Annotated in this window: 21 protein-coding genes, 3 pseudogenes and 2 riboswitches; of the genes and pseudogenes, 15 read left to right on the top strand and 9 right to left on the bottom strand. The window is 44.9% G+C overall.

Translation table 11 applies throughout. The features are described 5' to 3' along the window. A pseudogene (locus QTN94_RS12990) lies at positions 1-84 on the top strand (IS200/IS605 family transposase); the annotation flags it as partial. 78 nt (positions 85-162) lie between these two features. Here the strand turns inward: QTN94_RS12990 and QTN94_RS12985 are convergent. Next, positions 163-1158: a LacI family DNA-binding transcriptional regulator gene (locus QTN94_RS12985; RefSeq protein WP_331427870.1), complete on the bottom strand. Its 996-nt coding sequence runs from the start codon at positions 1156-1158 to the stop codon at positions 163-165. A 380-nt stretch (positions 1159-1538) separates the two neighbouring features. Here QTN94_RS12985 and QTN94_RS12980 point away from each other — a divergent pair. After that, a pseudogene (locus QTN94_RS12980) lies at positions 1539-3125 on the top strand (family 16 glycosylhydrolase). 313 nt (positions 3126-3438) lie between these two features. Further along, positions 3439-4767: a carbohydrate porin gene (locus tag QTN94_RS12975; RefSeq protein WP_331418409.1), complete on the top strand. Its 1329-nt coding sequence runs from the start codon at positions 3439-3441 to the stop codon at positions 4765-4767. Positions 4768-4900: 133 nt separating this feature from the next. On the opposite strand, the gene QTN94_RS12970 is transcribed toward QTN94_RS12975, so the two are convergent. Then, a complete protein-coding gene (locus tag QTN94_RS12970; RefSeq protein ID WP_331427869.1) occupies positions 4901-5782 on the bottom strand; it encodes a helix-turn-helix domain-containing protein in 882 nt (293 codons plus the stop codon). A gap of 141 nt (positions 5783-5923) precedes the next feature. Here QTN94_RS12970 and QTN94_RS12965 point away from each other — a divergent pair, with 141 nt between their 5' ends. Next, a complete protein-coding gene (locus QTN94_RS12965; RefSeq protein ID WP_331427868.1) occupies positions 5924-8713 on the top strand; it encodes a glycoside hydrolase family 3 protein in 2790 nt (929 codons plus the stop codon). Between the two features lie 89 nt (positions 8714-8802). Here QTN94_RS12965 and rarD read toward each other — a convergent pair whose 3' ends face one another. Beyond that, positions 8803-9732 (bottom strand): EamA family transporter RarD, encoded by a 930-nt coding sequence (gene rarD / locus QTN94_RS12960; RefSeq protein ID WP_331427867.1) that lies wholly within the window; start codon positions 9730-9732, stop codon positions 8803-8805. Between the two features lie 193 nt (positions 9733-9925). Between rarD and QTN94_RS12955 the strand changes: the two genes are divergently transcribed. The 3 genes from QTN94_RS12955 to QTN94_RS12945 all read left to right on the top strand — a co-directional run bounded on the left by QTN94_RS12955 (position 9926) and on the right by QTN94_RS12945 (position 11490). Beyond that, positions 9926-10873, top strand: coding sequence for a D-2-hydroxyacid dehydrogenase family protein (locus tag QTN94_RS12955; RefSeq protein WP_331427866.1), 948 nt, complete (start codon positions 9926-9928; stop codon positions 10871-10873). A 96-nt stretch (positions 10874-10969) separates the two neighbouring features. Then, on the top strand, positions 10970-11209 hold the full coding sequence (locus QTN94_RS12950; protein ID WP_331427865.1) for a DUF1289 domain-containing protein: 240 nt from the start codon (positions 10970-10972) through the stop codon (positions 11207-11209). Positions 11210-11259: 50 nt separating this feature from the next. After that, a complete protein-coding gene (locus QTN94_RS12945; protein WP_138970388.1) occupies positions 11260-11490 on the top strand; it encodes a VF530 family DNA-binding protein in 231 nt (76 codons plus the stop codon). Positions 11491-11866: 376 nt separating this feature from the next. On the opposite strand, the pseudogene QTN94_RS12940 reads toward QTN94_RS12945, so the two are convergent. Continuing rightward, a pseudogene (locus QTN94_RS12940) lies at positions 11867-12136 on the bottom strand (carboxypeptidase M32); the annotation flags it as partial. Positions 12137-12324: 188 nt separating this feature from the next. Here QTN94_RS12940 and QTN94_RS12935 point away from each other — a divergent pair. The 4 genes from QTN94_RS12935 to QTN94_RS12920 are packed head-to-tail and all read left to right on the top strand — an operon-like array spanning position 12325 to position 15920. Continuing rightward, entirely contained in the window at positions 12325-14286 is a 1962-nt protein-coding gene (locus QTN94_RS12935; protein ID WP_331427864.1) for a TOTE conflict system archaeo-eukaryotic primase domain-containing protein, read from the top strand. 38 nt (positions 14287-14324) lie between these two features. Beyond that, the gene (locus QTN94_RS12930) at positions 14325-14657 is read left to right on the top strand and encodes a hypothetical protein (RefSeq protein ID WP_331427863.1); all 333 of its coding nucleotides are present in this window, start codon (positions 14325-14327) and stop codon (positions 14655-14657) included. 52 nt (positions 14658-14709) lie between these two features. After that, positions 14710-15243, top strand: a complete 534-nt coding sequence (locus QTN94_RS12925) for a hypothetical protein (RefSeq protein ID WP_331427862.1) — start codon at positions 14710-14712, stop codon at positions 15241-15243. A 2-nt stretch (positions 15244-15245) separates the two neighbouring features. Continuing rightward, entirely contained in the window at positions 15246-15920 is a 675-nt protein-coding gene (locus tag QTN94_RS12920) for a DUF6933 domain-containing protein (protein ID WP_331427861.1), read from the top strand. Positions 15921-16028: 108 nt separating this feature from the next. Here QTN94_RS12920 and QTN94_RS12915 read toward each other — a convergent pair whose 3' ends face one another. Then, positions 16029-17510: a carboxypeptidase M32 gene (locus QTN94_RS12915; protein ID WP_331416966.1), complete on the bottom strand. Its 1482-nt coding sequence runs from the start codon at positions 17508-17510 to the stop codon at positions 16029-16031. 164 nt (positions 17511-17674) lie between these two features. Here QTN94_RS12915 and QTN94_RS12910 point away from each other — a divergent pair, with 164 nt between their 5' ends. Further along, on the top strand, positions 17675-18313 hold the full coding sequence (locus tag QTN94_RS12910) for a LysE family translocator (protein WP_331427860.1): 639 nt from the start codon (positions 17675-17677) through the stop codon (positions 18311-18313). Here QTN94_RS12910 and QTN94_RS12905 read toward each other — a convergent pair. From QTN94_RS12905 to QTN94_RS12890, 4 genes are all read right to left on the bottom strand, one after another. Continuing rightward, the gene (locus QTN94_RS12905; RefSeq protein WP_331427859.1) at positions 18275-18979 is read right to left on the bottom strand and encodes an HD-GYP domain-containing protein; all 705 of its coding nucleotides are present in this window, start codon (positions 18977-18979) and stop codon (positions 18275-18277) included. The genes QTN94_RS12910 and QTN94_RS12905 overlap by 39 nt on opposite strands. Before the next feature lie 13 nt (positions 18980-18992). Beyond that, positions 18993-19136, bottom strand: a complete 144-nt coding sequence (locus QTN94_RS12900) for a hypothetical protein (RefSeq protein WP_331427858.1) — start codon at positions 19134-19136, stop codon at positions 18993-18995. A 382-nt stretch (positions 19137-19518) separates the two neighbouring features. Then, complete coding sequence (locus QTN94_RS12895; protein ID WP_331427857.1) at positions 19519-20892, bottom strand: alanine/glycine:cation symporter family protein; 1374 nt, start codon at positions 20890-20892, stop codon at positions 19519-19521. 114 nt (positions 20893-21006) lie between these two features. Next, a riboswitch (glycine riboswitch) is annotated at positions 21007-21090 on the bottom strand. A 2-nt stretch (positions 21091-21092) separates the two neighbouring features. Beyond that, positions 21093-21206: riboswitch (glycine riboswitch) on the bottom strand. A gap of 317 nt (positions 21207-21523) precedes the next feature. After that, positions 21524-21862 (bottom strand): 50S ribosome-binding protein YggL, encoded by a 339-nt coding sequence (locus tag QTN94_RS12890; RefSeq protein WP_269376940.1) that lies wholly within the window; start codon positions 21860-21862, stop codon positions 21524-21526. A gap of 243 nt (positions 21863-22105) precedes the next feature. Here QTN94_RS12890 and QTN94_RS12885 point away from each other — a divergent pair, with 243 nt between their 5' ends. The 3 genes from QTN94_RS12885 (at position 22106) to QTN94_RS12875 (ending at position 24957) form a co-directional block, all read left to right on the top strand. Then, the gene (locus QTN94_RS12885) at positions 22106-22264 is read left to right on the top strand and encodes a hypothetical protein (RefSeq protein ID WP_171052208.1); all 159 of its coding nucleotides are present in this window, start codon (positions 22106-22108) and stop codon (positions 22262-22264) included. A 16-nt stretch (positions 22265-22280) separates the two neighbouring features. Next, the gene (locus QTN94_RS12880) at positions 22281-23015 is read left to right on the top strand and encodes a chromosome partitioning protein ParA (protein ID WP_331427856.1); all 735 of its coding nucleotides are present in this window, start codon (positions 22281-22283) and stop codon (positions 23013-23015) included. Positions 23016-23166: 151 nt separating this feature from the next. Then, positions 23167-24957, top strand: a complete 1791-nt coding sequence (locus QTN94_RS12875) for a putative bifunctional diguanylate cyclase/phosphodiesterase (protein ID WP_331427855.1) — start codon at positions 23167-23169, stop codon at positions 24955-24957. The last annotated feature ends 7 nt before the right edge of the window (positions 24958-24964 follow it).

The raw sequence follows: 24964 nt of genomic DNA, 5'->3' as shown, positions 1-24964 counted from the left end.
ATCAATGAAGAAATCATACGCCGATATGTAAGACATCAAGAGAAGCAAGAGCGAGTAGAGCAGCACCAGTTGGCGTTGGATTAAACAAAGGCCCCCTTTTAGGGGGCTCACACAAAGCCACCTTCTTTAGAAGGTGGTAATTTACTTTGCTATAACGGCAGTTTAGAGCGTACCTACCGAGTCTCGAATAATCAGTTCAGGTTGGAGTTGTTGCTTGATGTCGACTTTTTGATCTTGAACGATAGCCAGTACCCCTTTTGCAGCCTCAACTCCCATCTCTTCGACTGGAAAGTTAACAGTGGTTAAGCGTGGCCTGATGTGAGCGCTGTGGTAGTCGTTGTCAAAGCCGACGACGGAGAGATCTTTACCGATCACAATATCCCTTTCGACTGCCACATCGTAGACCGCCAACGCAATATTATCGTTCTGACAAAATATTGCGGTTATCTCAGGGGCGCGATCCAGCAACCGGCGAGCTCGTTCATGGTTGCCGTCATGGTCAAAGCGACCTTCAATCACATAGGATGGGTTGTACTGAATGTCAGCTTCCGCAAGGGCTAAACGATAGCCTTGCAGGCGGTTGCGACTATCGCCTTTACTCAACTGACCAGTAATACAGGCGATATTTTTATGTCCGTGCTCTAGTAAGTGCTTGGTTGCTAGATAACCACCATATTCGTTATCAATATAAATACAGTGATTGGCAATATCGGGAATGTAACGGTTGAGTATGATGGTCGCTGGTGTCTCTTTGACCACATCGATCAGCTCATCATCGGAGAGTTTATCCGAATGGAGAATAAACCCATCCACACGTTTCGAACGAAGAAAGTCGATTGAGTCTTTCTCTTTGCTATGGGATTCCTGGCCACTAGTCACGATGAGATGGTTGTTGTTCTGGCGAATCGTATCTTCAGTATGATGCATTAAAGGTCCGTAAAACGGGCCATCTAACGATCCGACCAACATTCCGATACTGTTTGAGCGGCTTGAAGCAAGTGCTTGAGCAAACGCATTCGGTTTGTAGCCAAGTTGTTCAATCGCAGCATAGACCTTTTGCCGGTTTGCTTCTTTTACAGTTGGATGATTGTTAATTGCGCGAGAAACAGTAGCTTGCGATACCTTTGCCAACTCAGCGACTTCTTTAATAGTAATCAAGGCATTAACTCATTTTAGAACGGGTGAAGGTAGAGCACCTAGCGAGCGTGTTGTTGTTTTACTATTTACTCGCTTTCGAAACCGGACTCTACATTTATCTCCATTTTAACGCATAAATGTGATTACAAACCAAAGAAAGCGCTTTCTTTTTTGATTGAGGTCTCATACTGTAGGGGTGTTTGGTTGGCAATATCATCACATTGTTGAGTATTAGCCTGGTCAAATCTCATCTTAATCCTCGTTGAACAACTTGGATTGACGGATGTTCTGCTGGTCAATGTCACTCGAATTTACCGCAACGCCTTTCTAATACTCCTGATAAATAAGGTTAGGTCATACACCGTGAGGCTTAGCCTGCCATCGTTAAAACAAGGACGACTATGTTGAACTACACATTGGGATCTCGGTTGATTTTTTCCGCCTTAGCCGGAGCAATAATTGCTGGATGTTCGAGTAATGAGCAGAGCCAAAATTCCGCTTTTGTTACGGCTAAAGAGCCAGTCGAACTGAAACAGCAGCCAATCGTACCGAGCGATAAATGGCAGCTTGCTTGGCAGGATGAGTTTGAAGGAGAACGGATTAACCCACGCTTTTGGACCTTAGAACAAAACTGTTGGGGAGGGGGCAACAATGAACAGCAGTGCTATACCGACCGACCAGAAAACGCGTTTGTGAAAGATGGATTACTTCATATCGTCGCGAGAAAAGAGTCATTTACTGGGCCGGACAACCCTGATGGTCTTGAAGGCGGCGCGAATAAAACTTTGCCTTACACTTCTGCACGCCTGAGAGCTAAGGGTAAGCGAGATCAAAAGTATGGCCGATTTGAAATACGCGCCAAGCTTCCATCAGGATAGGGAACGTGGCCTGCGATATGGATGTTACCAACCGAAAGCAAATATGGTACTTGGGCGGCTTCGGGAGAGATAGACATTGTTGAAGCGGTCAATTTGAAAACTCAGTCTGATGCACCGGGCACTAGCAGTAGTGAGCAAGAAAGCCGAATTCATGGCACCTTACATTATGGTAAAGCCTGGCCTGATAATGTGCATAGCGGCATTGGAGTCACTCTGCCTGATGGCGTTAACCCTGCCGATGACTTTCATACCTATGCGATTGAGTGGCAAGAGGGAGAAATACGTTGGTATGTTGATAATATTCACTATGCGAGTCAGACTCACCAAGGCTGGTATTCCCAGTATGAGCAAGAGGGACAACTGGTCGATGCTGATAGCCTTGCACCATTCAATGAAAAGTTCCACCTATTGCTAAACCTTGCCGTTGGTGGAGCTTGGGCAGCTAATGCAAACGAAAAGGGTATCAACCCGGATATTTTTCCTCAGACGATGTTAGTGGATTACGTCAAAGTATACCGCTGCTCGGCCGACCGTTGGAAAGGTAAAGGTTGTAGCGCAACGTCCGAGCAGGCCACTCTGGTAAAGGGTAACCAGCCGCCCGCAATCCTAATTGAAGGTGACAGCTATGCCGATGGTTCAGAGATCGATATCTTCTCTGATGCGCTGCACAACAGCTTAGCCTATGGCAGTTATGATCCGACAGACATTGTTGAGCATCAGGAAGTAGAGCAACAAGGCCGGGGCAAAGTGTTGACTATCAGTAAGCAAAATGGCGGCGGTAATATCTATTTTCGCTCGCCTAAAACTGACCTTTCTGGCTGGTTAGCGAGCGGTGTATTGAGTTTTGATATCAAGGTTGAAGAGATTGGCAATGGGACGGAGCTCGTCGTCAAGATGGACAGTGGCTGGCCTGCGACCAGTGATATTACTGTTCCTGTGACTGAAACGTCACAGTGGCAGACCGTATCAATAGCAATCGCTGACATCATTGCTGGCGGTAATCGTTATGAATCGGGGAGTGCAGACCCGAGTAATATTAACAACTTACTGGTGTTTGAGCCAACTGGTGAGATGGTGTTTTCTCTGGATAATATCCGTATGACCAGATAATTATTATCCAATCGCCACTCAAATGTGACCTATACCGCGCTTTTATGCGCGGTATCTTATTTCCATCGTTCCATCAATAGATTCTGTGATCGATATTTAAAGAAAGCGTTTTCTTTGTGATCTGATTAACTTTTTGTATGGGTGCTTGGTGAGTACTCTGTCTTCAATCCAAATATGATTGGCAACCCAGTGTCAATAAGAGCTCTTTTAGCTTAATTGATGACCCTACGCTTTTGAATGCTGCTTATTTTTGGATTTTTTATATCACAATAAAGAAAGCGCTTTCTTTAGCGCATAATAACATGGAGTTACTATGAAACTGTCAAAGCTAACCCTTGCTTGCGTGATTGCAACGACTGGTGTTACTTCACTTCCTGCATTTGCCGAGAAGTCTGAAGGGTTCGAATTTCACGGCTACTTTCGAGCAGGCGCTTTATATAGTCAAAACGATGATTTTAAACGAGCTAAGTTTCCTGCATCGAAAGAGCGCCTAGGCCGCTTAGGTGTTGAATCAGACAACCACTTTGAGCTTGCGCTACAAAAAAACTTTGAAAATGATGCAGGCCAGAAAATTCGCATCAAAACCCGTGCCGCAGCGGACAACGCTCAGTACGCTACCAACCAGCTAGGTGCTAACGCAGACGCGACAAACAGCGAAATTGGTATGGCAGAAACCTTCGTTGAGTTCGAAGGGGTATCGGAAACAGGGGTTGTTTGGGGTGGTAAGCGTTTTTACGGTAAAGACAATTACATCTTTATGACCGACTTCTTCTACACAGATATGTCCGGTACGGGTGTTGGTATTGAAGGTGTTGAGCTTGGAGGCAACAAATGGGACTTCGCTTATATCGCAAGTGATAACGCAGGCGATACGAGTTTCTGGGGTGATAGCAATAACGTGATGCATGCGCTTCACGCAGGTGTCAATTTTGGCAGCGTCGAGTTGCATGCACTGGCGAAGTTTATGCCAGACAATATGGTCGACTTAGGCAACGGTGCTGGTCTAGAAGCGTTTGCGGATAACGGTTTTGAGATGACCGCTATCGTTCATACTGACTCAGTGTTTGGCCTATCAGACAAAGGCTTTACCAAGTACATTGCACAGGCAGGTAAGGGCTTGGGTTCTGGTAACCTATTAGGTGGTACGCTAACCACTTACAATACATACAAGCCTGGTAGCGATTACCAAAGTTGGTTAACAACAGGTACAGCTTGTGGGACATCATGCTTGAAAGCGGTTGATGAAGACGATATGTCAGTACGCGCTCTCGCTTGGGGTGGATACTTCTTTGAGAACGGAGTCAGCGTATTCCACTCTATTCAAACTCAATACAATGACTTTGATAACGGCGCTAAGGATGGTTGGGTGTCTGCCATGGTTCGTCCAACGTTCCCAATTTCAGAAAACTTCTTTATTGCGACAGAAGCGGGCTACATGTTCAATTACGAAGAGCGAAATGGCGTCAAAGCGGACTCTTATGACTACAAGCTAACCGTTGCTCCTACGATGGTTGTGCATTCTGGCTTTGGTCCAAGTCCAGAAATCCGCTTGCTTGCCTCTTACCTAGACGGTGAAGATCGTAACGGTAATGGCAAAGATGGTGATTTTATCGTTGGTATTCAAGCGGATATGTGGTGGTAATTGCCTAAACTGTCCATATTGAAGGCATCTAACTGCCAAGTGTTGATGCCTTCCTTTTTCATTATATCCTTTTAGTGGTGGCTCTTTGGGGACACTCTGTATTCAGCTACGCGACTTGCTCCTAAGTATCGCTTTAGCCGCTCATCGTAGCGGCTTTTTTTATATCTTCTCTTGGCGTGATCAGGAAACGCTGTTTATAGCATTTCGAAAAATAGTTGCTATCACTGAACCCGCACGATTCGGATATTTTTTGCACAGAGTGAAGTTTCTCTTCAACAATCAGGTTATGTGCGTAACTTAACTGGAGTTGGCGGACATAGTGATTGGGCGAAGTGTCTAAATAGTGTTTAAACAACCTTTCTAACTGACGCTGGCTAATAAAAGCCGCTTGCGCGATCTGCTCCGGAGTGAGCTCGCTGCGGGTATAGTTTTGTTCGATAAACACCATAGCCCGACTCAGCGCTAACGTTGTTTTTGGTGTGTCTTGTTGCTGCTGAGCGTAAATTCTTGCCAAGGTAATAATCAGTTGCTGCATTAAGCTACTGATCATTACTTCAAAACCCGGTGGCGCGACTTGGTATTCAGATCGTATCGACTCCAACATTTGTGCAACGGTGGTGAGTTGAGATTGATTGAGAGTCAACTTGGCACTGTATTCTGAGGTCTGTCTCGCTAAAGGTTCTATTTTAAATAGTGTTTGGTAGCCAGCAAGAACGCGCATAGAGGGTTGTTCAAAGAAGGGGGCTGAAGCGTCAAACATCAGATTGATCAGTTTTAGTCCGCTAACGTCTTTAAAGCCATGCTCAGTTTCACCATTAATGACAAACACATCTCCAACACTTAACGGATATTCGAAGTCAGCAACCAAGTGTTTACCACTCCCTTCTAAAACCAGAAACAGCTCTGAAAAGTCGTGTTTGTGAAGTGCGAAGTCGGTTTGGTGGTCTCCATCGACAAAAGCGAAATTCAGGTGTTGATGACGCTGATGTGAGCGTAGACGATATCGAGTAGTCATGTCGCTATTTTCCTTTTTTGTGTCGCTATATTGGGAGATTAGCGAATTCAATCAGCATACTATTTTTGTTATCAGAAACACAGCGGGTCGTTCAGAGCAGCGACCCAAAAGTGACATCCCAAACTTAACATGTGGTTGATTATGCAAAACAGTCAAATAGCACAAGCTCAAATGAATTTGGTTCCGGTTAGCCGTCAGGCTGCAACCGAAGGTATCGTATTACTCAAAAATGAACAGCAAGCTTTGCCGCTGATGGCGCAGGACACGGTCTCCCTGTTTGGTCGTTGCCAAATCAATACGTATCGCAGTGGAACAGGTTCAGGTGGGGCTGTGAATGTTCCGTATGCGATCAGTGCGTTGGATGGGATCGCCTCCAATCCGGCGATCTCATACAACCAAGAATTAGCGCAGCTTTATCGTAACTGGGTTGCAGACCATCCATTTGACGATGGTGGTGGTGGCTGGGCCGCTGAACCTTGGTTCCAACAGGAAATGCCACTCAATGATGAGCTGGTGCGAACGGCGGCGCAACAATCGAACAAAGCGATTGTCTTTATTGGTCGTACTGCGGGTGAAGACCAGGACAATCAAGACTTAGCAGGCAGTTACCGTTTAACCGAGCTCGAACAGCAAATGCTCACTTTCGTCTGTCGTCATTTTGAGTGCGTGATTGTGGTGATGAACGTGACCAACATCATCGATATGTCATGGCTGGAGACGATTCAAGGGTGTCAGTCCATCAGAGCGGTGATGTATAGCTGGACGGCTGGTATGGAAGCAGGCGATGCACTGGCCGATGTACTGTCGGGTGCTGAATCACCAAGTGGTCGACTGAGCGATACCATCGCCTACCGTATTGAGGACTATCCATCGACACGTAACTTCGGTGATCGAACGCGTAACGTTTACCAGGAAGACATCTATGTTGGTTATCGCTACTTCGAAACGTTCGCACCTGAGAAAGTACAGTTCGAATTCGGTGCTGGTCTGTCCTACAGTGACTTCACGCAAGTGTTGGTTGGATATCGTGTTGAAGGACAAGGTTCAGAGACTCAGCTACTGTTCGAGATTGAAGTAACTAATACGGGGCCAGTTCATGCGGGTAAAGAGGTTGTTCAGCTCTATGTAGAGGCTCCACAAGGCTTATTAGGTAAGCCAAGACGAACACTGGTTGCGTTTGCTAAAACTCGTAAACTGGCAGCCAAACAATCTCAACTAATGACGATTAGCCTTCCTCTCTCTCAACTGGCCAGTTATGACGATAGTGGTGTCACTGGCAACAGAAACTGTTACCTACTCGAAGCAGGGGAGTACAACTTTTATCTTGGTGGTAGCGTTCGTCAAGCTAAACCACTAGACGCGTGTTTTTCTCTGGAGGAACTATTTGTCACTGAACGCTTACAGGAAGCTTGTGCGCCGATATTGCCATTTGAGCGAATGAAGCCAACAAGTCCGGACGAGCGGGGCTGTTTTCAGCTCGGCTTTGAATCTGTTCCACAACGTACAGTCGATATGGCAGCCCGAATCTCAACCAATATGCCGGATGAACTTAAATACACCGGCGATGTTGGCGTGAAGTTAGCTGATGTCAAATCTGGACAGGCAAGTCTGGAGGCATTTGTTGCTCAGATGACGGTGGAGCAAATGGCGACTATGGTACGTGGCGAAGGTATGTGCAGTCCTAAGGTGACACCAGGAACCGCTGCTGCGTTTGGTGGTGTTTCGGCCAGCCTGTTTCATCTTGGTATACCTATTGCCGCAGCAGCGGATGGACCTTCTGGTATTCGTATGGATAGTGGTCATAAAGCGACTCAGGTACCGATTGGTACTTTGTTGGGATGTACTTGGAACAACGAACTAAATGAACAACTGTTTTACCTGATTGGTCAAGAGTTAAGCGCAAATCATATTGATACGCTACTTGGTCCAGGCATCAATATTCATCGTCATCCACTAAATGGGCGTAACTTCGAGTATTTCTCTGAAGACCCGTATTTGACTGGAATGATCGCATCGGCTCAAACTCGAGGTTTGAGCCGGGCTGGTGTATCAGGAACCATAAAACACTATGCTGCCAACGATCAAGAAACCGCAAGGGTAGATGTGGACAGCATCATATCGCAACGAGCAATACGTGAAGTGCACGTTAAACCGTTTGAAATGGCGGTTAAGCAGGGTAAGGCAAGCACGATCATGACCTCATATAATCCGGTCAACGGTCACTGGGCGGCGTCCAATTACGATCTGAACACCACACTATTAAGAAACGAATGGGGTTTCTGCGGTATTGTGATGACAGACTGGTGGGCTAAGATGAACGATCCGATTTCTGGTGGTGTTGAAGCTAAAACCTTCACTTCACATATGCTTAAGGCGCAGAACGACCTTTATATGGTGGTCGAGAATGATGGCGCTGAAAACAACGCAATGCAGGATGACACCTTGGAAGCCATCGAGTCAGGAAGGTTGACACTGGCGGAACTGCAACGCAGCGCGATGAATATCTGTCGTTTTATCTTGGATACGCCAGCGATGGCGAGACCCTTGCAGGCGTATCAGCCAATAAAGCCGTTTATTGCTCGAAAGATAACGGGCACTGATCGGGTTTATATGACTGACGGTGCAATCACGCTTAATACCTCAGTCAACGTATCGTTTGATATTGAGGTGAAAACGGAGGGGGTATACCAGTGCCAAGCTGTTATGAGTTATGAACGGGATTCTACGGCTCAATCTTCCTGTAGCCTTGCGATAAATGATCAGTTCAGTATGAGTTTTTCAATCCATGGTACACAAGGCCAGCTCGTGTCGGTTGATGGTCTTAAAGTTCAGTTGGAGAAAGGTTTCTATACCCTGTCGGTGGATTTTGTAAAGGCCGGCGCGAAAATCGAGACTTTCTATATCACGCGGCAATCGTCTGCAATTGAGTGAGTGGTTAGATAGGATTCATAGCTTGGCGAACTTTTGATCGCGTTGCGGGTGATGGTGTTGTGAATACGCAATAGATGCGTTCTACACTATTACCGTTTTATCCGAATATTTTTCAACCGTTTGTGACTGTCCGTAATCAAGGCGATTAAGGCGCACATAATAAACAAGTAAGTGGGAACTTCTTGCAGGGTTATGGTGCTGCCAATCAATAAACCTACGATAAAGATAAAGGTTGGTTCAACATAGCCAAGCAGGCCAAAAAGAGACACTGGAAGCTTAGTGTAGGCATAGAGGTAGAGCAGCATCGGTGTTACAGAAACCGCCGCTAAACCGAAGTAGTAGAGATGTGTCGTGGTTGGCAATTCAGTGATGTACTGTGCTGGATAGAGATAGAACATCGCTAGCATGGCAAACGGAAACAAGATGATGTGGTCTACCGCCAGACCGATATCTGCGGGAAGCTGAATAGATTTTCGATTGATAAAGTAAAGCGGGTATCCAAGAGCGACAACCATAACTACCCACGACACGCCAGAAGAGAGAGCATATGCCCAGATAGTGCCAAATAGAGCAAATAAACAGGCGACTTTTTGCAGACGTGTGAGGCTCTCTTTATAGACAAACCGCCCAATCAACACCATGACTATCGGCAGTGTAAAGTAGCCGAGAGCGAGGTTAAGCGTTTCGCCATTTGCTGGAGCCCAGACAAATAGCCAATATTGAGGTGCCACTAAAACAGCGGATAACAAGTAATTTAACCACATGTTTCGTGCTTTTAATGCCGAGATAAGCAGTGGCAATCGCTTGGTAAATAACAGCAATAGTGCAAACAACAGCGTGCTCCAAATGATTCGCTGAACCGCTAGCCAGTGGCTCTCTCCTCCAGAGATTAAACTCGTAGCCATTTCTGGTTGCAGTTGGACATAAGCAGGGATGGTTGCAAACAGCAAAGAGGATAAGACGGACGCTGAAACGCCTTTGGTTTGCTCGGAAGCCAAATGATGGTATTTATTAAACATGACGCTGAAATTTGCTGTTGAACTATCTGCCGCTACTTTGGCTGTATTACTTTAAAGTGGCAAGTAAAAACAGCACCTTATGAGAAAATAGAAGGTGTTATTTTTCGCAGGGTAGATATAGATAGTCAAACGAATCATGGCAGTGATGATATCGCAGTGATATGTTGAGTACTCATTGAACAAGGAGTGTAAATTGAATATTACCGTTTTGGATGACTATCAGGATGTGGTCAAAAGCTTAGAGTGTTTTAAGCTCCTTACTGAGCATGATGTAACTGTTTTTAGTCAGAGTTACTCCGAAGATGAACTGGCGGTCAAGCTAGCAGACACTCAGGTGTTAGTGTTAATTCGGGAGCGAACGGTTATCAGCGAGTCCTTACTGGCGAAATTGCCCAATCTCAGCGTGATTAGTCAAACTGGGAAAGTGAGCAATCATATTGATGTCGGACTATGTGAAAAATATGGTGTCAAAGTCCTAGAGGGGCGTGGTTCGCCTATCGCTCCGTCTGAATTGTGCTGGGCGCTTCTTATGGCTGCGAGTCGTTATATTCCTATTTACTCCAACAACCTAAAAACTGGTCAATGGCAAAGCTCTGGAGACCTTGGTTTAGGTCGCACGTTAAGTGGCTTAACCCTAGGTATCTGGGGATACGGAAACATCGGTCAGAGGATAGCACGCTATGCTGAAGCATTCGGTATGCAAGTGATGGTGTGGGGTAGTGAAGCTTCACGCAAGTTGGCAGTTGAGCATGGTTTTAGTGCATCATCTTCTAAGCAGGATTTCTTTACACAAGCCGATATTGTCTCGTTGCATTTGAGACTGAATGATGCCACTAGAGCCTGTGTTACAGCCGATGATCTTGCACGGATGAAATCAAATTCTTTACTGGTGAATACGAGCCGAGCGGAGTTGATAGAGAAGTCTGCTCTATTCCAAGAGCTAGTTAGGGTTCCCACCAAGAGGGCGGCGCTAGATGTGTTTGATGTTGAGCCGGCAAACCAAGAGAGTGAGCCTTTGCTTAGTTTACCCAATGTGATCGCCACACCCCACCTCGGTTACGTCGAACAAAACAGCTATGAGCTCTATTTCCGAATCGCGTTTGAGAACATCGTGAGCTATTTACAGCAAAACGGAAGGTAGTGTCATACACTGTAGCCGGATCTCAAGGGTAGTATTGCGGTTAGGGTAAGGCACCCACTTTCATCTCGGTCTAGAATCTAGACAGTGGGGTGTGAAATGAACCGAGATAATGAAAGTAACAGTGGCTTATCGACAATCGCTTGTCCATGTATTCGCCACTGTTGCCTTGATGAGGAAGAGATCTGTTTAGGTTGTTTTCGAACTCTAGACGAGATCCTAAATTGGTCAGCTGCGTCTAACGAGGAGAAACAAGCGATTTTGATTCGTTGCCAAACCCGCAAAAGTAAAAGACGAGGACGTGCGCTGTGGAGTGAAAAACGTAATAAAGATAACTGATATTTGCTAGACTCTCGTTTTACACCTCGATATCGTCGGAACACTATTCAATGAGTCAGCAACAGCCGAACAATCCATTACATGGTATTACGTTAGAGCAACTTCTTACCCGCCTGCAAGAGTATTACGGCTGGGAAGGACTTGACGCAGAAATTCAGATCAACTGTTTCTACAATAACCCATCGATAAAATCATCTCTGAAATTTTTACGCCGCACACCGTGGGCTCGAGAAAAAGTTGAAGCCCTGTACATAGCGACATTTTGTCAGTCAGAGGATTAGTCTGTGGTTGACATAAGAGGGGCTAGTAGCCTCTCTTATGCTTATACTACTAAGGCTGTTATACCAACCACAAAAGGCGAGTTTATTCGTCTGGAAGAATGTGTACTCTGCCATAATTTCGATTGCCACTAAACGGTTGTTTGACCTTGCGACCAACTTACACTTCTTTTAAGATTTTGACGATTTGTATTTCTGAGTAACGTGATTTTTTCATCACGAGTTCTCCTTCTATGCTCAGTCTAAGCCGAAGAACTCTAAAGTGGTATGCCACTAGTTTAGGGGAGGTTTACACTCTGTTCTAAGCGAAAGTAAAAAAGCAGCCATCGGCTGCTTTTTCTTTGGTGTTAATCGAGTTGCTAACGTAACCAACTTTTATTTATAAGTAGCGGTTTTTAAGATGGTTTTTAAAGTGTGTAGCATTGAGTGTTTCACCTGTTGCTTGTCTCACTAGCTCGTCAGTCGTCAACAAGCTTCCCTTACTCCAAATGTTGTCTGATAGCCACGTGAAGATTGGAGTTAGATTACCGCTTCGAATTGCAGCGTCCACATCAACCGTTTTCTGCATTGCGGCCATAAACTGTGCGGCATACATCGCTCCTAGTGTGTAGCTTGGGAAGTAACCGAATGCGCCATCTGTCCAGTGCAAAATGTCACCTGCACGATAAGGCTTTGATTACTTGGAAGTAAGTGGTGGCAATTGACAGTCGAAATATGAAGATTCCCGCCAGGCAGGGCAATAGGAATTTATGTGTTATCCTATTGTTATATTCACATGGTAGCGCAAGAAGCGGCGTTTTTTACCATGAATTTGTCAGGGGGGTAGGTAGTAACATCATGGATGAACTTAGTGCTATAGATCAGAAGATATCGGCACTTAAATCAGAGCTAGCACTGCTTGAGAGCAAAAGACGACAGCTAATAGCCTCGAAGCGTATCGAGTCTTCAGACTTTTGCAATACCATGGCACCCGAGCTGAAGGTTGAGCTATTTCAACGCTATTTTCGCGGAAACTCCAGTTGCTATGCGATTCGCTGGCAAAACAAGCAAGGGCGTTCTGGTTACTCCCTTGCTTGTAATAATGAATGGCAGCAAGGGCTTTGCAACAAGCCCAAAGTTAAATGTCTTGAATGCCCGAACCAATCGTTCAAGCCTCTTGATGAGAAAGCCATATATGATCATTTGTCAGGGAAATCTATCGTTGGTATCTACCCAATGGATGCTGATAGTAACTGCTGGTTCCTTGCTATCGACTTCGATAAAAAAGACTGGAAAGAGGCTTCGCTAGCCTATGCTGAGGCCTGCCAACGGAATGAGATAGACTTTCTGCATGAACGCTCTCGTTCAGGAAACGGTGCTCATGTATGGATTTTCTTTGAAACTAAAGTGGGCGCCGCCAGAGCTAGAAAACTTGGTTTTATGCTTCTTGATCAAGCGATGCAAATCCATGGTGGATTGTCCTTTGAGTCATACGACCGTCTATTTCCTAATCAAGATGTGTTGCCTGTAGCTGGAATAGGTAATTTGATAGCTCTGCCGCTTCAAAAAGGTGCAAGAGCAGAAGGTAACTCTGAGTTTATTGATGGGGAGTTTTTATCTTATCAAGATCAATGGCAGATACTGGCTTCAACAAAAAAGTTAGCCGTTGATGCTTTAGCAAAGCTCGTAACGTCTTATGATTCTAATCAGTCTTCTGATAGTGATACATCGGACTCCACATTGCCTCCGTGGGAGCGAAACTTACCCGCTACTTCTTCGGTGATATCGGGGTGTCCAGACAGTATTGAAATAACCTTGGCGAACAGAATCTATCTTCCTATCAAAACATTGCCAAATGGTCTGGTTGCCAGGTTGAAAAAGCTGGCATCGTTTTCAAATCCTAAGTTTTTCAAGGCTCAGGGACTACGGCTATCGACGAACGGAATATCCAGGTATATATCGCTGTCAGAAATCGATAGTGGGTACCTTGCTCTACCAAGAGGCTGCATAGATGATGCTTGTGAGTTGCTCGAACAGTCTGGTGTTAGCTTACTCTTTGATGATAAAAGAAGATCAGGAACCCGACTTAGCAGCATCCAATTCAGGGGTAAGTTAAGGAAGGAGCAAAAGAAAGCGGTGGATGCTGTTTCTAAGTTTGATATCGGTGTTTTGCATGCGCCTACAGCATTTGGAAAGACTGTAACGGCAATAGGCCTAGTATGTAAAAGAAAGGTCAACACCTTAATCCTTGTTCACAATCAGCAACTCGTAGAGCAATGGGAAGAAAGGCTGAAGGCTTTTACGACAGGTGTAGAGATAGGTGTGATTACAGGCTCAAAGAAAAAGCCGACGAAGGTTGTTGATATAGCAACCTATCAGAGTTTACTTAATCGCGGCGACAATACAGTTAATCCTATTGTTCATGAATACGGCCAGATCATCAGCGACGAGTGCCATCACCTGTCTGCACCGCAGTATGAAAAACTATTGGGCGAGGTTCACGCAAAATACGTACTCGGTATTAGTGCGACACTGGAACGTAGAGACGGTCACCAGCCGATTATTTTCATGCAGGCGGGGAGGGTAAGGCATACTATTACTTCGTCCAGTTCGGTCAAGTTTACTCAGACCCTTCAAAAGAAGGAGGTTCATTTTGAACCACCGCTTCAACTGGCAACTCAAGATCCTCGGCCACATATCGCTGATGTGTATAGGTGGTTGATCGAGCATGAAATGAGAAATCAGCTAATCACCAGTGACATTGAAGCAGAAGTGAAACAAGAGCGTGTTCCTATTGTGCTTACAGAGCGCCGAGACTAACCCAGAGGAAAATTCAGAATGAGGTGTTAGTTGGGGCAATGAAAAAGAAGGATCGCGACGCGGTTAATGAAAAGCTGGTAACGACCCAGGTGTTGGTTGCGACAGGTCGGTTTATCGGAGAAGGCTTTGACTTACCCCGACTTGATACCTTAGTCCTGGCTTTACCTGTATCCTGGAAAGGAGCGCTTGTTCAGTATGTCGGGAGGATACAGCGGGAGTATGACGGTAAAACGGAAATTCGTGTTATTGATTATGTTGATATGAAAATTCCTATGTTGGCAAGAATGTACTCCAAACGCAGTCGTGGATACAAGGCATTAGGTTTTGATGAAAGTGCGTTTAATATGCAACAGAAATTGTTTACTGAGTAAAATCCGTTTAGTGCTAGTATGCGACCATAGAAATGATAAGTATAAGCAGAGTATGAACACCCAACACATATTTGAAGAGCTGGAATCGGCCACAGACTTTGAGCTTTTTCGATTAAAATCAGCCATAGAAAAAGTGCTTGAAGACCCAGAGAGAACCAATGCTCTAAAAAGAAAAATTCAGGTCGGGATGGCAGTTGAATATTTTTGCACTGAGCGTAATAAAGCGTTGCTGTGTACAGTGTTAAAAGTCGGACGTAGCCGAGTATCTGTCCGTGAGCAAGACACTGGGCAGCAATGGTCTCTTCCTTTTTACTTTCTTAACCTTGACCATGTTGAAACAACCTTGGTGTCCAATAAAGCTGTGGGGCTTTCAAAAGCTGAGTTAGCGATTGGTGAAACAGTAGGCTTTATCAATAGCAAAGACAATCAAGAACATATTGGCCAGGTATCTAAGCTAAACCCCAAAAGGGCTGTAGTATTGGTAGGCAATACTGCCTGGACAGTACCGTACTCAATGCTATTTCCTGTTTTGACCTCCGAAGCGGGGGAATCGAAGCAAACACTATTATTGGCTTACAGAGATTAGTTATGTTGGTTTTTAATTGCACAAAAGCGGCGGCGGAGCACTTTTCTGTCGTCATTAATGGAAAAAAGTCATCTGGTCTGGAACCAGCTCCTCACAGAACTATTGAGGAGTCCGTCCTTTTTCCTGTTTTTCCCGATGATGTCGATCCTAGAATCAATGATGGATTTCAGTGGCAATGGGTGGTGGATTGCATCTCAATTAAAAAGAACAAGTATATGCTGGTAATGGATTATGCTTCACGTTATTGCGTGATATTTCCAGCAGAAGCCAAAGGAAATGAGATGGGTTTTTTAGATGCGTTTGAAAACCAGTTGAAGGCGAATTTCCGTTATTGGGCTGATACGCATCAGATGACAGTTGAGCGGGGCAGCGATTACATCCAAGGCTACGACATGCAGTGCCAGACCAGTTGGTTTCATCAAAGAGGTGATAGAAGTGTGCAAGCTCATCTAAAAGAGGTGAAGTGGCACCTTGAGGCTGTGTGCGCTAAAGAAGGAGCGATTACCAAACCTCTCGATTGCGTTTATTTCAGTGTAACTGCTTCAGGTATACCGAGAACTTGCAAGGGTGAAAAAAACTATTTCTTTGCTCATGAACGTTTTTTCTCTTTTTGGCTGGCAAATTTTAATCTAGATGCGATTTTTGAATCGTGTGATGGTGAAATAGTAGTCCATTGATAACGGGGTAGATACCCTACATGCCAGTCGTCTATAGAACTCGAATAGTTTGCTTTAAAAAGCTGACATGTACTCAGTGGAAAAACAGAGTACATGTCAGTAACCAAATTAGAGGTAACGACTTTTTAAGTGCGCTTTAAAGTGTTCAGGATTTAACGTCTCACCAGTAGCGGAACTGACCAGTTCATTGGTCGTAAGTAAGCTACCTTTACTCCAGATGTTGTCATGTAACCATTTGAATATTGGTGATAAATCACCATCTCTAATAGCTTTGTCTACATCTACAGTATGCTTCATTGATGCCATAAACTGCGCTGCGTACATGGCTCCCAGTGTGTAGGATGGGAAGTAACCAAAGGCGCCATCTGTCCAGTGAATGTCCTGCATACAACCGTTCTTATAATTGTTCTCTGTTGAGAGACCAAGATACTGCTGCATCTTCTGATTCCATAGCTCAGGCACATCGGTATGTTGGATATTGCCGTTGATTAGGTCACGTTCAATTTCATATCGAAGAATTACGTGAGCAGGGTAGGTCAGTTCGTCAGCATCAACACGGATAAAGTCCTTTTTCACTCGCGTGTAAAGCTTATGGAAGTTCTCCTGAGTGAATAGCGAGGCATCATGGCCAAGGAAGTTTTTAGCGGCCAATTTCGACAAATGGGCGATAAAGGGTTCGCTTCGTCCAACCTGCATTTCAAAGAACAGAGATTGAGATTCATGAATACCCATTGAACGCGCTTCACCTGAAGGTAAACCAGCAAGCGCTTTTGGCAAGCCTTGTTCATATCGAGCATGGCCAGTTTCATGAACAATTCCCATCAGTGATTGAACAAATTCACTTTGGTCATATCGAGTCGTAATGCGTACGTCGCTTGGAACACCACCACAGAATGGATGAACACTTTCATCAAGTCGACCATGGTTGAAGTCAAATTGCAGTAGTGACATCACTTCTAACCCCAACGCTTTCTGCTGATGGGGGTCAAAGCGTCCGTGCGGCTGGATGAACTGCTCCGTTGCCTGTTTATCGATGACTTGGTTGATTAGATCAGGTAGCCATGTTTTGACATCACTAAATAATTGGTCGAGAGAGGCGGAACTGGTGCCTGGTTCGTAGATATCTAGCATCGCATCGTAAGGAGAAAGACCGTTCGCCTCGGCGCGGATTTGAGCCTCTTCTTGAGACAGTTTTACGACTTCTGCCCAGTTTTTCTCAAAACCATTCCAATCGTTTTCACCTCTTTGGCTACGCCAAGCATGTTCACACTTTGAACCAGCTAATGACTTCGCTTGAACCAAGGCCTCCGGCAAGACGTTGGCTTGCTGCCACTGACGTTTAAGTTCACGTAAGGTAGCGGATTGCTGTGCATCTAATGCTTCATTTTCCGCTTCAGAGAACCACTCTTCGAGCTGTGGTTGAGTATGCAGGCCATGAATATGAACTGACAGCTCCGCCATGGCTTCAGAACGTGCTTGGTTACCCCCACTAGGCATCATTGCTGCCTGATCCCAGCCGCAGATAGCGGCTAAGTGGTTAAAATGAGAAATCTTTTTAGAATGTTGGACTAACTTATTGAATGCACTCATTGAAATGCCTTCCTTGACCTTGGAAATAGAACGTCAGTTTACCAACCATTAACAGTGATACCAAGCAGTGATCATGTCAGATGTTTTAGAGATCAATACTATTCTCTGGCAAATTAGGACGGAAATAGGTAGTTTGAAGACAAATAGTTAGGAGGATGGATCCTGTGTTTATTGAAAACTTTGAAGCGTTTGTCATCGCTATCACCATATTAACACTCACACCGGGTTTGGATACTGCTCTGGTTATCCGCAATACCTCGCGCGCGGGATTTGTGGATGGCTCGATAACCAGCGTTGGTATCTGTAGTGGTTTGTTTGTACACGCGTTATTTTCAGCGGTTGGGATCTCTGCGTTATTAGCTCAATCCGCGGAGTTGTTCGGCTTCATTAAAATGTTGGGTGCAGCATATTTAATATGGTTGGGGATCAGTAGTTTAAAGACGGTTCTGGGTAAACAGCAGGGTATGGAGTTTAAAGAGGGTAAGGATCACTCCCTCTGCATTCGTCGTTCACTGCGTGAAGGCTTTTTGTCCAATGTCCTTAACCCGAAAACGGCGGTTTTTTATCTGGCTTTTTTACCCCAGTTTATCGACCCACAAGGCTCACCATTGCTGCAATCACTATTCATGGCAAGCATCCACTTTATCATCGCCATGTGCTGGCAATGTGGCTTAGCTGGGGCATTAACCAGTGCAAAAACGTTGTTAAAAAGTCCTCGTTTTATGAAGTGGATGGAAGGTACGACGGGGGCTGTGCTTATCCTATTAGGGGCAAAACTGATTGTTGAGGATACAACGCTTTAGTTCTGTGATAACGTCTTCTATCGGCCAGGCCGGCTTGTAACAGCGTTCATGGGTTAATGCGTCAAAGACATCTGCAACAGCAATGATCCTTGCCTCTATGCTAATTTCATCGCCTTTTAACCCTTGAGGATATCCACTCCCGTCGACTTTTTCGTGGTGTTGATGGGCTATAGTCGCAGCAGTTTGAAGAATCTTCCTTTTAGATCCAGCAAGTATGTTGTGACCGATTGCTGAGTGAGTTTTCATCACTTGCCATTCTTCGCTATCGAGCTTTCCTGGTTTGAGTAAAACAGAATCTGGGATGGCAATTTTTCCGATGTCGTGCATTGGCGCGGCTTGGCGTAATACGTTGGCTTTTTCTTCTGAATAACCGAGTAATAGGCACAATTCATAACTGAGCTCCGACATCCTCCTTACATGATTTCCTGCTTCTTGCGAGCGCGACTCAACCACATCACCAAGGCGGTAAATGAGTTCTCCTTGCGTATCAATGATCTCCTGACTAAGAGAGAGATTCTCGAACGCGAGGCTGACGCTGTAAGAAAAAAGAGTGAGCAACTGACTTTCCAGTTTGGTGATTTTTCTGGCGCCTTTTAGATAGAGTAGGCTCACTGCTCCTGAGCTGGTAGAGTCTAATTCTTCTTTTTTATCACCAATTTGAGCCAAGATTTTATATTGATTATTCGATTGGTCTGTTATTAGGTTTAAAACGTTTTAGCACCAATACGGTCACTTGATGAATATCAGCCTCATCGTCAACAATCAAGACTTTCCAAGCAGGTAGTGTGGGTTCATCCATTTCCCTGAACAGCTCTAGTGGCATATCAGCTTCCTTGCTAATTTTAAACGTATGTGGCGTCTGTTAACTAGGACGGTTCCTCTTATGGGTATAGGAAAGAAAGAAATCAAATACAAGTTGAGTTAGCGGGCACTGCATAGAGACAAGGATCTCGTCCAGATATTGACGAAGATTGAACTCTCTCAGTTCGATAGAGCTCTCGGATGTCAATCCAGAATAGGGTGAATTGACATAAATCATAGGAGAAATGAGGTAGGGAGGCTTCAAGAGTAAAAGCATAGAACATCAGGCGAAAGTTTAGGGGGCTGCCAATCTTTCTTGTCAATTTAGCAGTGACGACAGTGGAATTCAGTGAGCGATGATAAAAAGGGCAAGCCGATTGGCGGCTTGCCCGATGTACAAAAGGTTAAACGACGTGTTGAGGCTTTTGAACGAGGTTGATTGCGGAGTCAAAGTAACGTTTGGTCTCTTCAATCACAACCTGACGCAGCGCGATCAGTCCGATCAAATTCGGAATCGCCATCAGGCCGTTGACGATGTCTGCGATTATCCAGATCATGTCGAGTTGCAAGAATGCACCTGACGCCACTAAACAGACGAAAACAATCTTGTATGGCCATACTGCTTTGGTACCAAAGAGGTATACGACACAGCGCTCTCCGTAGTAGTTCCAGCCTAAAATGGTCGTGAAAGCGAAGAACATCAAGCCAATAGAAACCAGCATTGGGCCAAAAGTTTGTGAGTTCAGGCCGACGGCAAAAGCGTGTGTTGTCATCGCCGCACCAGCGAAGTCACTTTGCCATGCTCCCGTAAGAATCAACGCCAGACCTGTCATCGTACAGATGATGATTGTGTCGAAGAAGGTGCCTGTCATTGAAATAAGACCTTGCTTGACACAAGAGTCAGTTCTTGCTGCCGCTGCTGCCATGGGTGCACTACCAAGGCCGGACTCATTAGAGAACACACCACGAGCGATTCCAGATTGAATTGCCAGCATGATACTTGCGCCTAGGAAGCCTCCCGTTGCAGCCGTTGAAGTAAAGGCAGAAACGAGCACTAGTTCGATCGCATCAAGCAATTTATCTGCATTGGTGAAAATCACACTTAAACAGGCAACAACGTAGAAAAGTGCCATCGCAGGGACGACTTTACCCGCGACGCTAGCGATAGATTTGATGCCGCCGATCGTCACAAATGCTACTAATAAAGTCAGTAGGCTCGCTGATATTTCGCGTGAAACGCCAAACGATAATTCACTTGCGTCAAGAATGGCATTGACTTGTGGGAAGGTGCCAATACCAAAACAGGCAACACCCAGTGCAAATACCGCGAACAAAACGGCCAGAGTTTTGGAACCAACGCCGTACTGTAAGTAGTACATCGGGCCACCAATCATCTGTCCCTTGTCGTCTGTTTGGCGGTATTTTACGGCGAGTAAACATTCTGCGTACTTGGTTGCCATACCAAACAGAGCCGCAAGCCACATCCAAAATAGCGCACCAGGCCCGCCAAGTTTGATTGCTGTCGCGACACCGACGATATTACCAGTGCCGATTGTTGCCGAAAGAGCTGTACACAAAGCAGCAAAACTAGAGACGTCGCCCTGTTTGCCAGAGTCATCTTTGCTAAAAACGAGTTTCAAAGCGGTTGGAAGGTGTCGAAACTGCAGTAAGCCGAGGCGAAAAGTGAAGTATATCCCAGTACCAACCAGCAAGATTAAAAGCGGTGGGCCCCAGACAAAATTGTCGATTGTTTTTAGTAAAGATTGCAGGTTATCCATGATTTCCCCTTAAGTGATAATGCTTATTTAAGGAGAAGAGGGAAAGCACAGAGATCAGGGATCTCTGATTAACTACAGGCAGAAAAGCGGTGTAGTAGGTTAGATCTTTCCACTCCTCTGTCCTTTTGCCTGAGAGTTTCACTTTACTTGCGTAAAGCTTGCTCCTTCGGCGACCGATTTAACGGTTCTCTCCAGAGGTTCCTCCAACTACAGTCCTCGCTACCTAAATAGCACCTGAAAGATTTACTTCTTCGGTAGGTTATTTTATGCAAATGTTAACATTTGGTAAATAACCGCTCTCCTGCAGTCTTCATCGGAACAATTGCTCAATTTAAGAGCAAAAGTTGGTCGATAGCACTGTTCGCTGTCGACGTGTGAACTTTATCATTATTTTGATGTAATTCAATAACAGAATTGCATGTTTTTGATCGATTTTATTATCGAGATAAGTGTGGGTTTTAATGAATTTATTGTGTCATATTGACTCTTGCTTAATGGTGTCAATATGACTTTATTTCTGCCTTGTTAAAGATAAGTTACGTGACACGCTGCTTAGCGCAGTACAATCTAGGAATGGAAGTGAGATAAGACCAATAAAAAAATAGCGCCGTTTAAGGCGCTATAATCGAGATTAGAAGTAGTTTGCGTCTACGAGTTCACTCACTTTCACCGCTTTCACTTCTTCACGTGCTTCTAACCATGCTAAAACTTGAGCTTGATGTTCTTCAGTCGCATCAGCATAGCGTTGGTTACAGCATAGGAAACCTTCGAAGAGTTCTAAGCCGCCACCACCAAAGCACAGACCTAGTCCATCGATGTAGTCGATGAAGTCATCAACAAATGCATCGTATCGATCAAAATCATTGATGTTTGTTTCGCAACTCAGTTCAAAACCTTTCATTGCAAACTCGCCTAGGAAAAGTTTCTTTTGAATACGGCGCTTTTTATTGTCTAGTTTGTATGGTTTCATCATTTTGGTCCCATGGTTTTATTACGGTTCTTTATACCTCATTCTAAGTGACACACCAAATAAAATGCTGATATACAAATAAAAGTGACGCCTTTTCATCCAGATTTGGTCACAACGTATTTAAAGTAACCAATTGAAATAATTTATTTAATACTGTGGGTGGCGAAAACAACCTGACTCTGACTATTTAGGCACAAAAAATGGTATAAAGTAATCAGTATAGGATCTGCCCAAGGAGAGGTTATGACAAGGTTACTTGCCATCGCGTTTTTGATTGTCATCGCGTTTGTACTGATCCGCTATCGTACGAGCGAGAAGTTGCAGAAGTACGTCGTAATAACGTTGGTTTCCAGCTTTATTATCTATACCGCAACAATCATGGTTACAGAACTAATTCGCTAGGCTTTAGGAGCAATAAGTGAACGAACAAAACGATATACAAGAGAATGATGACGTTGTTGTGATTGAGGAGAGAGACAAGCGTGCTCGCCTCTATATTGTCATCGCTGGTGCGCTGGGCCTTGCGTTAGGTGGTTTGGTGGGTTCGACACTCACGGCACAAAAGTGGGAATCGACTTACCAATCTCTTGAACAACAATATCAAACGTTAGTGGCTGACAAACAACAAATGGCCATTCAAGTAGAGCAGAGAGTTGCCAAGGTTGATGATGAGGTTGAAGAGAAGCTGCAATTGGCGATGAATGCTCAGCAACAAGAGCATAAGCTGGCTTTGGATGCGCTTCACTCTCAGGTCAACGAACTACAAACCGAAAATACGACCTTGAAAGAGCAGATTGCGCAGCAAAAACAGCAAATAACCACGGTGAATAGCCAGAATACTCAGCTCAACCGACAGGCCGATATGCAGGCAACAATGTTTGAGCGTTCACGTGAGTTGTTCCAGCAGGAACTGAAAGTCTCTCAGGAGCTAGAAGCCCTAGAGAAAGAACGTGAAGAACTTGCGCCCAAAATCGTTGAATTGAAAAAACAGTGTGATGTCTATTTGGAAGGCACCTCTTGGGACGCCAAATCAGATGCGTGTGATAAGCAAGACGAAGCACAATCAAGGTTGAGTCAAGTTGAACAAATGATTCGTGTTCATCAGATGGATTTAAAACAAATGAAGGCCTTATCGCAAGAGCTCGGTCTTTAGTCTGTTTCCGCCTTCGCCCTAAAAGCGCCTCTATCTTAGAGGCGTTTTTATTATCTGTCTCAGGATAGAGGCACTGATTTGGTAACGAGTAAAGCGATTTTCAGAAAATGCGCTACGTTTAAAGTAATTGCTTGGGAAATGAAGGCTCAGGATGCGGCTGTTTAAACTCAATGAAAGCGTGCAGGTTATAAGCTATATCGCCTATATTGCTGCAGTGGGCGTCATGTCCCGTGCACTTTTATCTGATCCACATCCGTGGGAGATGCCGTTTTACCTATTTCCTGCATTACTTCTCTTTGCGTTATACACGCAAGTACTTGCATTCAAGCACCTTTGTGCGTTTGCTGGTGTAGCGATATTTATTGCCGGAGGTTTAGTGCAGCACTTCGGTCTTGATGAGATCAAGGTGTGCCTCTTTGCGCTTCCTTTATGCTATGTGGTGTTATTCCCCGGAACGTTATGGCCGATTGCTGTTTGTGCAGCGTTGATCAATGGCTACCTATATCAACTGTCACTCACTGAGTTTGATGCCTTTATCGATGTGTCGATTGAAATGACAGCGAGTAGTGTGTTCGCAACATTGATGACCTATTCATATATGAAGACCAAGCAGCAAGCCCTTGTCTTTAAAATAGAAAGTCAAACCGATTACCTCACAAAACTGCCGAATATCAATGCGTATCGGGAGGACATAAGCCGAATAAATGAGAGTAACGCCAAGAAATTTGGGCTGATCCACATTGGGTTAGAAGGGTTTAAAAATGTCAATGACAGGCTTGGTTATCGCCATGGAGATGATCTTCTCGTCGCGTTTGCCAGGCATATGAAAGACTTGGTCGGAGATGATGGTAAGGTTTACCGTTTTGGTGGTGACGAATTTCTCGTTGTTGTGGAGCAACAGGACATTGTAGAAAAGCTCAATGATCTGGTTGATAAACTGAGCCGCCATCAAAGAGTGATGTTCAATGTCGACAATACATCTCATCGGTTGTCTTACTGTATTGGCGTTGCGATGGCGGGAGATGCACTTGGCAGCACCGAAGTATGGGAAAAAAACGCAGATTTTGCATTGTATAAAGCACGCTCAGAAGGAGCGGGAGCGGTGTGCTGGTTTGATGATGAACTACTTGGCGAGACAATTAGGCAGCATCAGATTGAAACGGAGATTAAGTCGGCGTTATTAAGCGATCAATTTTTGTTGATGTACCAGCCCAAAGTGGAAATTGAAACCGCACGCATTGTTGGTGCTGAAGCGTTGTTGCGCTGGAACCATCCTCAGCTTGGGCCTATTTCCCCAGGTGAATTTATCCCTATTGCGGAAAAAACGATTCAGATCGTGCCTGTCGGCCAGTGGATAATCATGGAAGCATGCCGTCAAGCAAAACGTTACCATGATCAGGGGCTATCCATCTGTATTGCTGTCAATGTCTCAACGGTTCAGTTTGCTCATGCTGATCTGTTCGAAGTGGTATGCCACGCATTAAAAGAGACACAACTGCCATCGCATCTATTGCAGATGGAGATTACAGAGTCGACCTTAATGAGTGACCCTGAAAACATTACCGATATCTGTCGTCAGTTGAGAGCCATTGGCGTTTCGGTTGCGATTGATGATTTTGGTGTCGAATACTCTAGCCTTAAATATCTCAAACAGTTACCGACGGATGTGATCAAGATAGATAAATGTTTCGTCGATGATTGTGCCGTTAGCCACTCAGACCGAGTGCTTGTTCGAACCATCATTCAGATGGGACATAGTTTAGGCATTAAGCTGGTGGCTGAAGGGGTTGAGTATCAGGAGCAGCTTGATGTTTTACGTCAAGAAGGATGCGATCAATACCAAGGTTACTTGTTTTCTCAGCCACTGTCCTTTGAAGAGTTCGGTTCGATGATGAAACAAGAGGTACGCGAAGCGCGGCTGGTCAAATTAACCAGAGAATAAAAAAGCC

The organism is Vibrio sp. M250220, from assembly GCF_036533795.1.
Taxonomy (GTDB): Bacteria; Pseudomonadota; Gammaproteobacteria; order Enterobacterales; family Vibrionaceae; genus Vibrio.
Note: the sequence above shows the minus strand (reverse complement) of the source record. Positions and strands in the feature narration are given on the sequence as shown.

Excerpts from the sequence above, each read along its gene's own strand:
- QTN94_RS12975 (WP_331418409.1), top strand. The coding sequence starts at position 3,439 with ATGAAACTGTCAAAGCTAACCCTTGCTTGCGTGATTGCAACGACTGGT.
- QTN94_RS12970 (WP_331427869.1), bottom strand. The coding sequence starts at position 5,782 with ATGACTACTCGATATCGTCTACGCTCACATCAGCGTCATCAACACCTG.
- QTN94_RS12965 (WP_331427868.1), top strand. The coding sequence starts at position 5,924 with ATGCAAAACAGTCAAATAGCACAAGCTCAAATGAATTTGGTTCCGGTT.
- rarD (WP_331427867.1), bottom strand. The coding sequence starts at position 9,732 with ATGTTTAATAAATACCATCATTTGGCTTCCGAGCAAACCAAAGGCGTT.
- QTN94_RS12950 (WP_331427865.1), top strand. The coding sequence starts at position 10,970 with ATGAACCGAGATAATGAAAGTAACAGTGGCTTATCGACAATCGCTTGT.
- QTN94_RS12945 (WP_138970388.1), top strand. The coding sequence starts at position 11,260 with ATGAGTCAGCAACAGCCGAACAATCCATTACATGGTATTACGTTAGAG.
- QTN94_RS12935 (WP_331427864.1), top strand. The coding sequence starts at position 12,325 with ATGGATGAACTTAGTGCTATAGATCAGAAGATATCGGCACTTAAATCA.
- QTN94_RS12930 (WP_331427863.1), top strand. The coding sequence starts at position 14,325 with ATGAAAAAGAAGGATCGCGACGCGGTTAATGAAAAGCTGGTAACGACC.
- QTN94_RS12925 (WP_331427862.1), top strand. The coding sequence starts at position 14,710 with ATGAACACCCAACACATATTTGAAGAGCTGGAATCGGCCACAGACTTT.
- QTN94_RS12920 (WP_331427861.1), top strand. The coding sequence starts at position 15,246 with ATGTTGGTTTTTAATTGCACAAAAGCGGCGGCGGAGCACTTTTCTGTC.
- QTN94_RS12915 (WP_331416966.1), bottom strand. The coding sequence starts at position 17,510 with ATGAGTGCATTCAATAAGTTAGTCCAACATTCTAAAAAGATTTCTCAT.
- QTN94_RS12900 (WP_331427858.1), bottom strand. The coding sequence starts at position 19,136 with ATGCCACTAGAGCTGTTCAGGGAAATGGATGAACCCACACTACCTGCT.
- QTN94_RS12895 (WP_331427857.1), bottom strand. The coding sequence starts at position 20,892 with ATGGATAACCTGCAATCTTTACTAAAAACAATCGACAATTTTGTCTGG.
- QTN94_RS12890 (WP_269376940.1), bottom strand. The coding sequence starts at position 21,862 with ATGAAACCATACAAACTAGACAATAAAAAGCGCCGTATTCAAAAGAAA.
- QTN94_RS12885 (WP_171052208.1), top strand. The coding sequence starts at position 22,106 with ATGACAAGGTTACTTGCCATCGCGTTTTTGATTGTCATCGCGTTTGTA.
- QTN94_RS12875 (WP_331427855.1), top strand. The coding sequence starts at position 23,167 with ATGCGGCTGTTTAAACTCAATGAAAGCGTGCAGGTTATAAGCTATATC.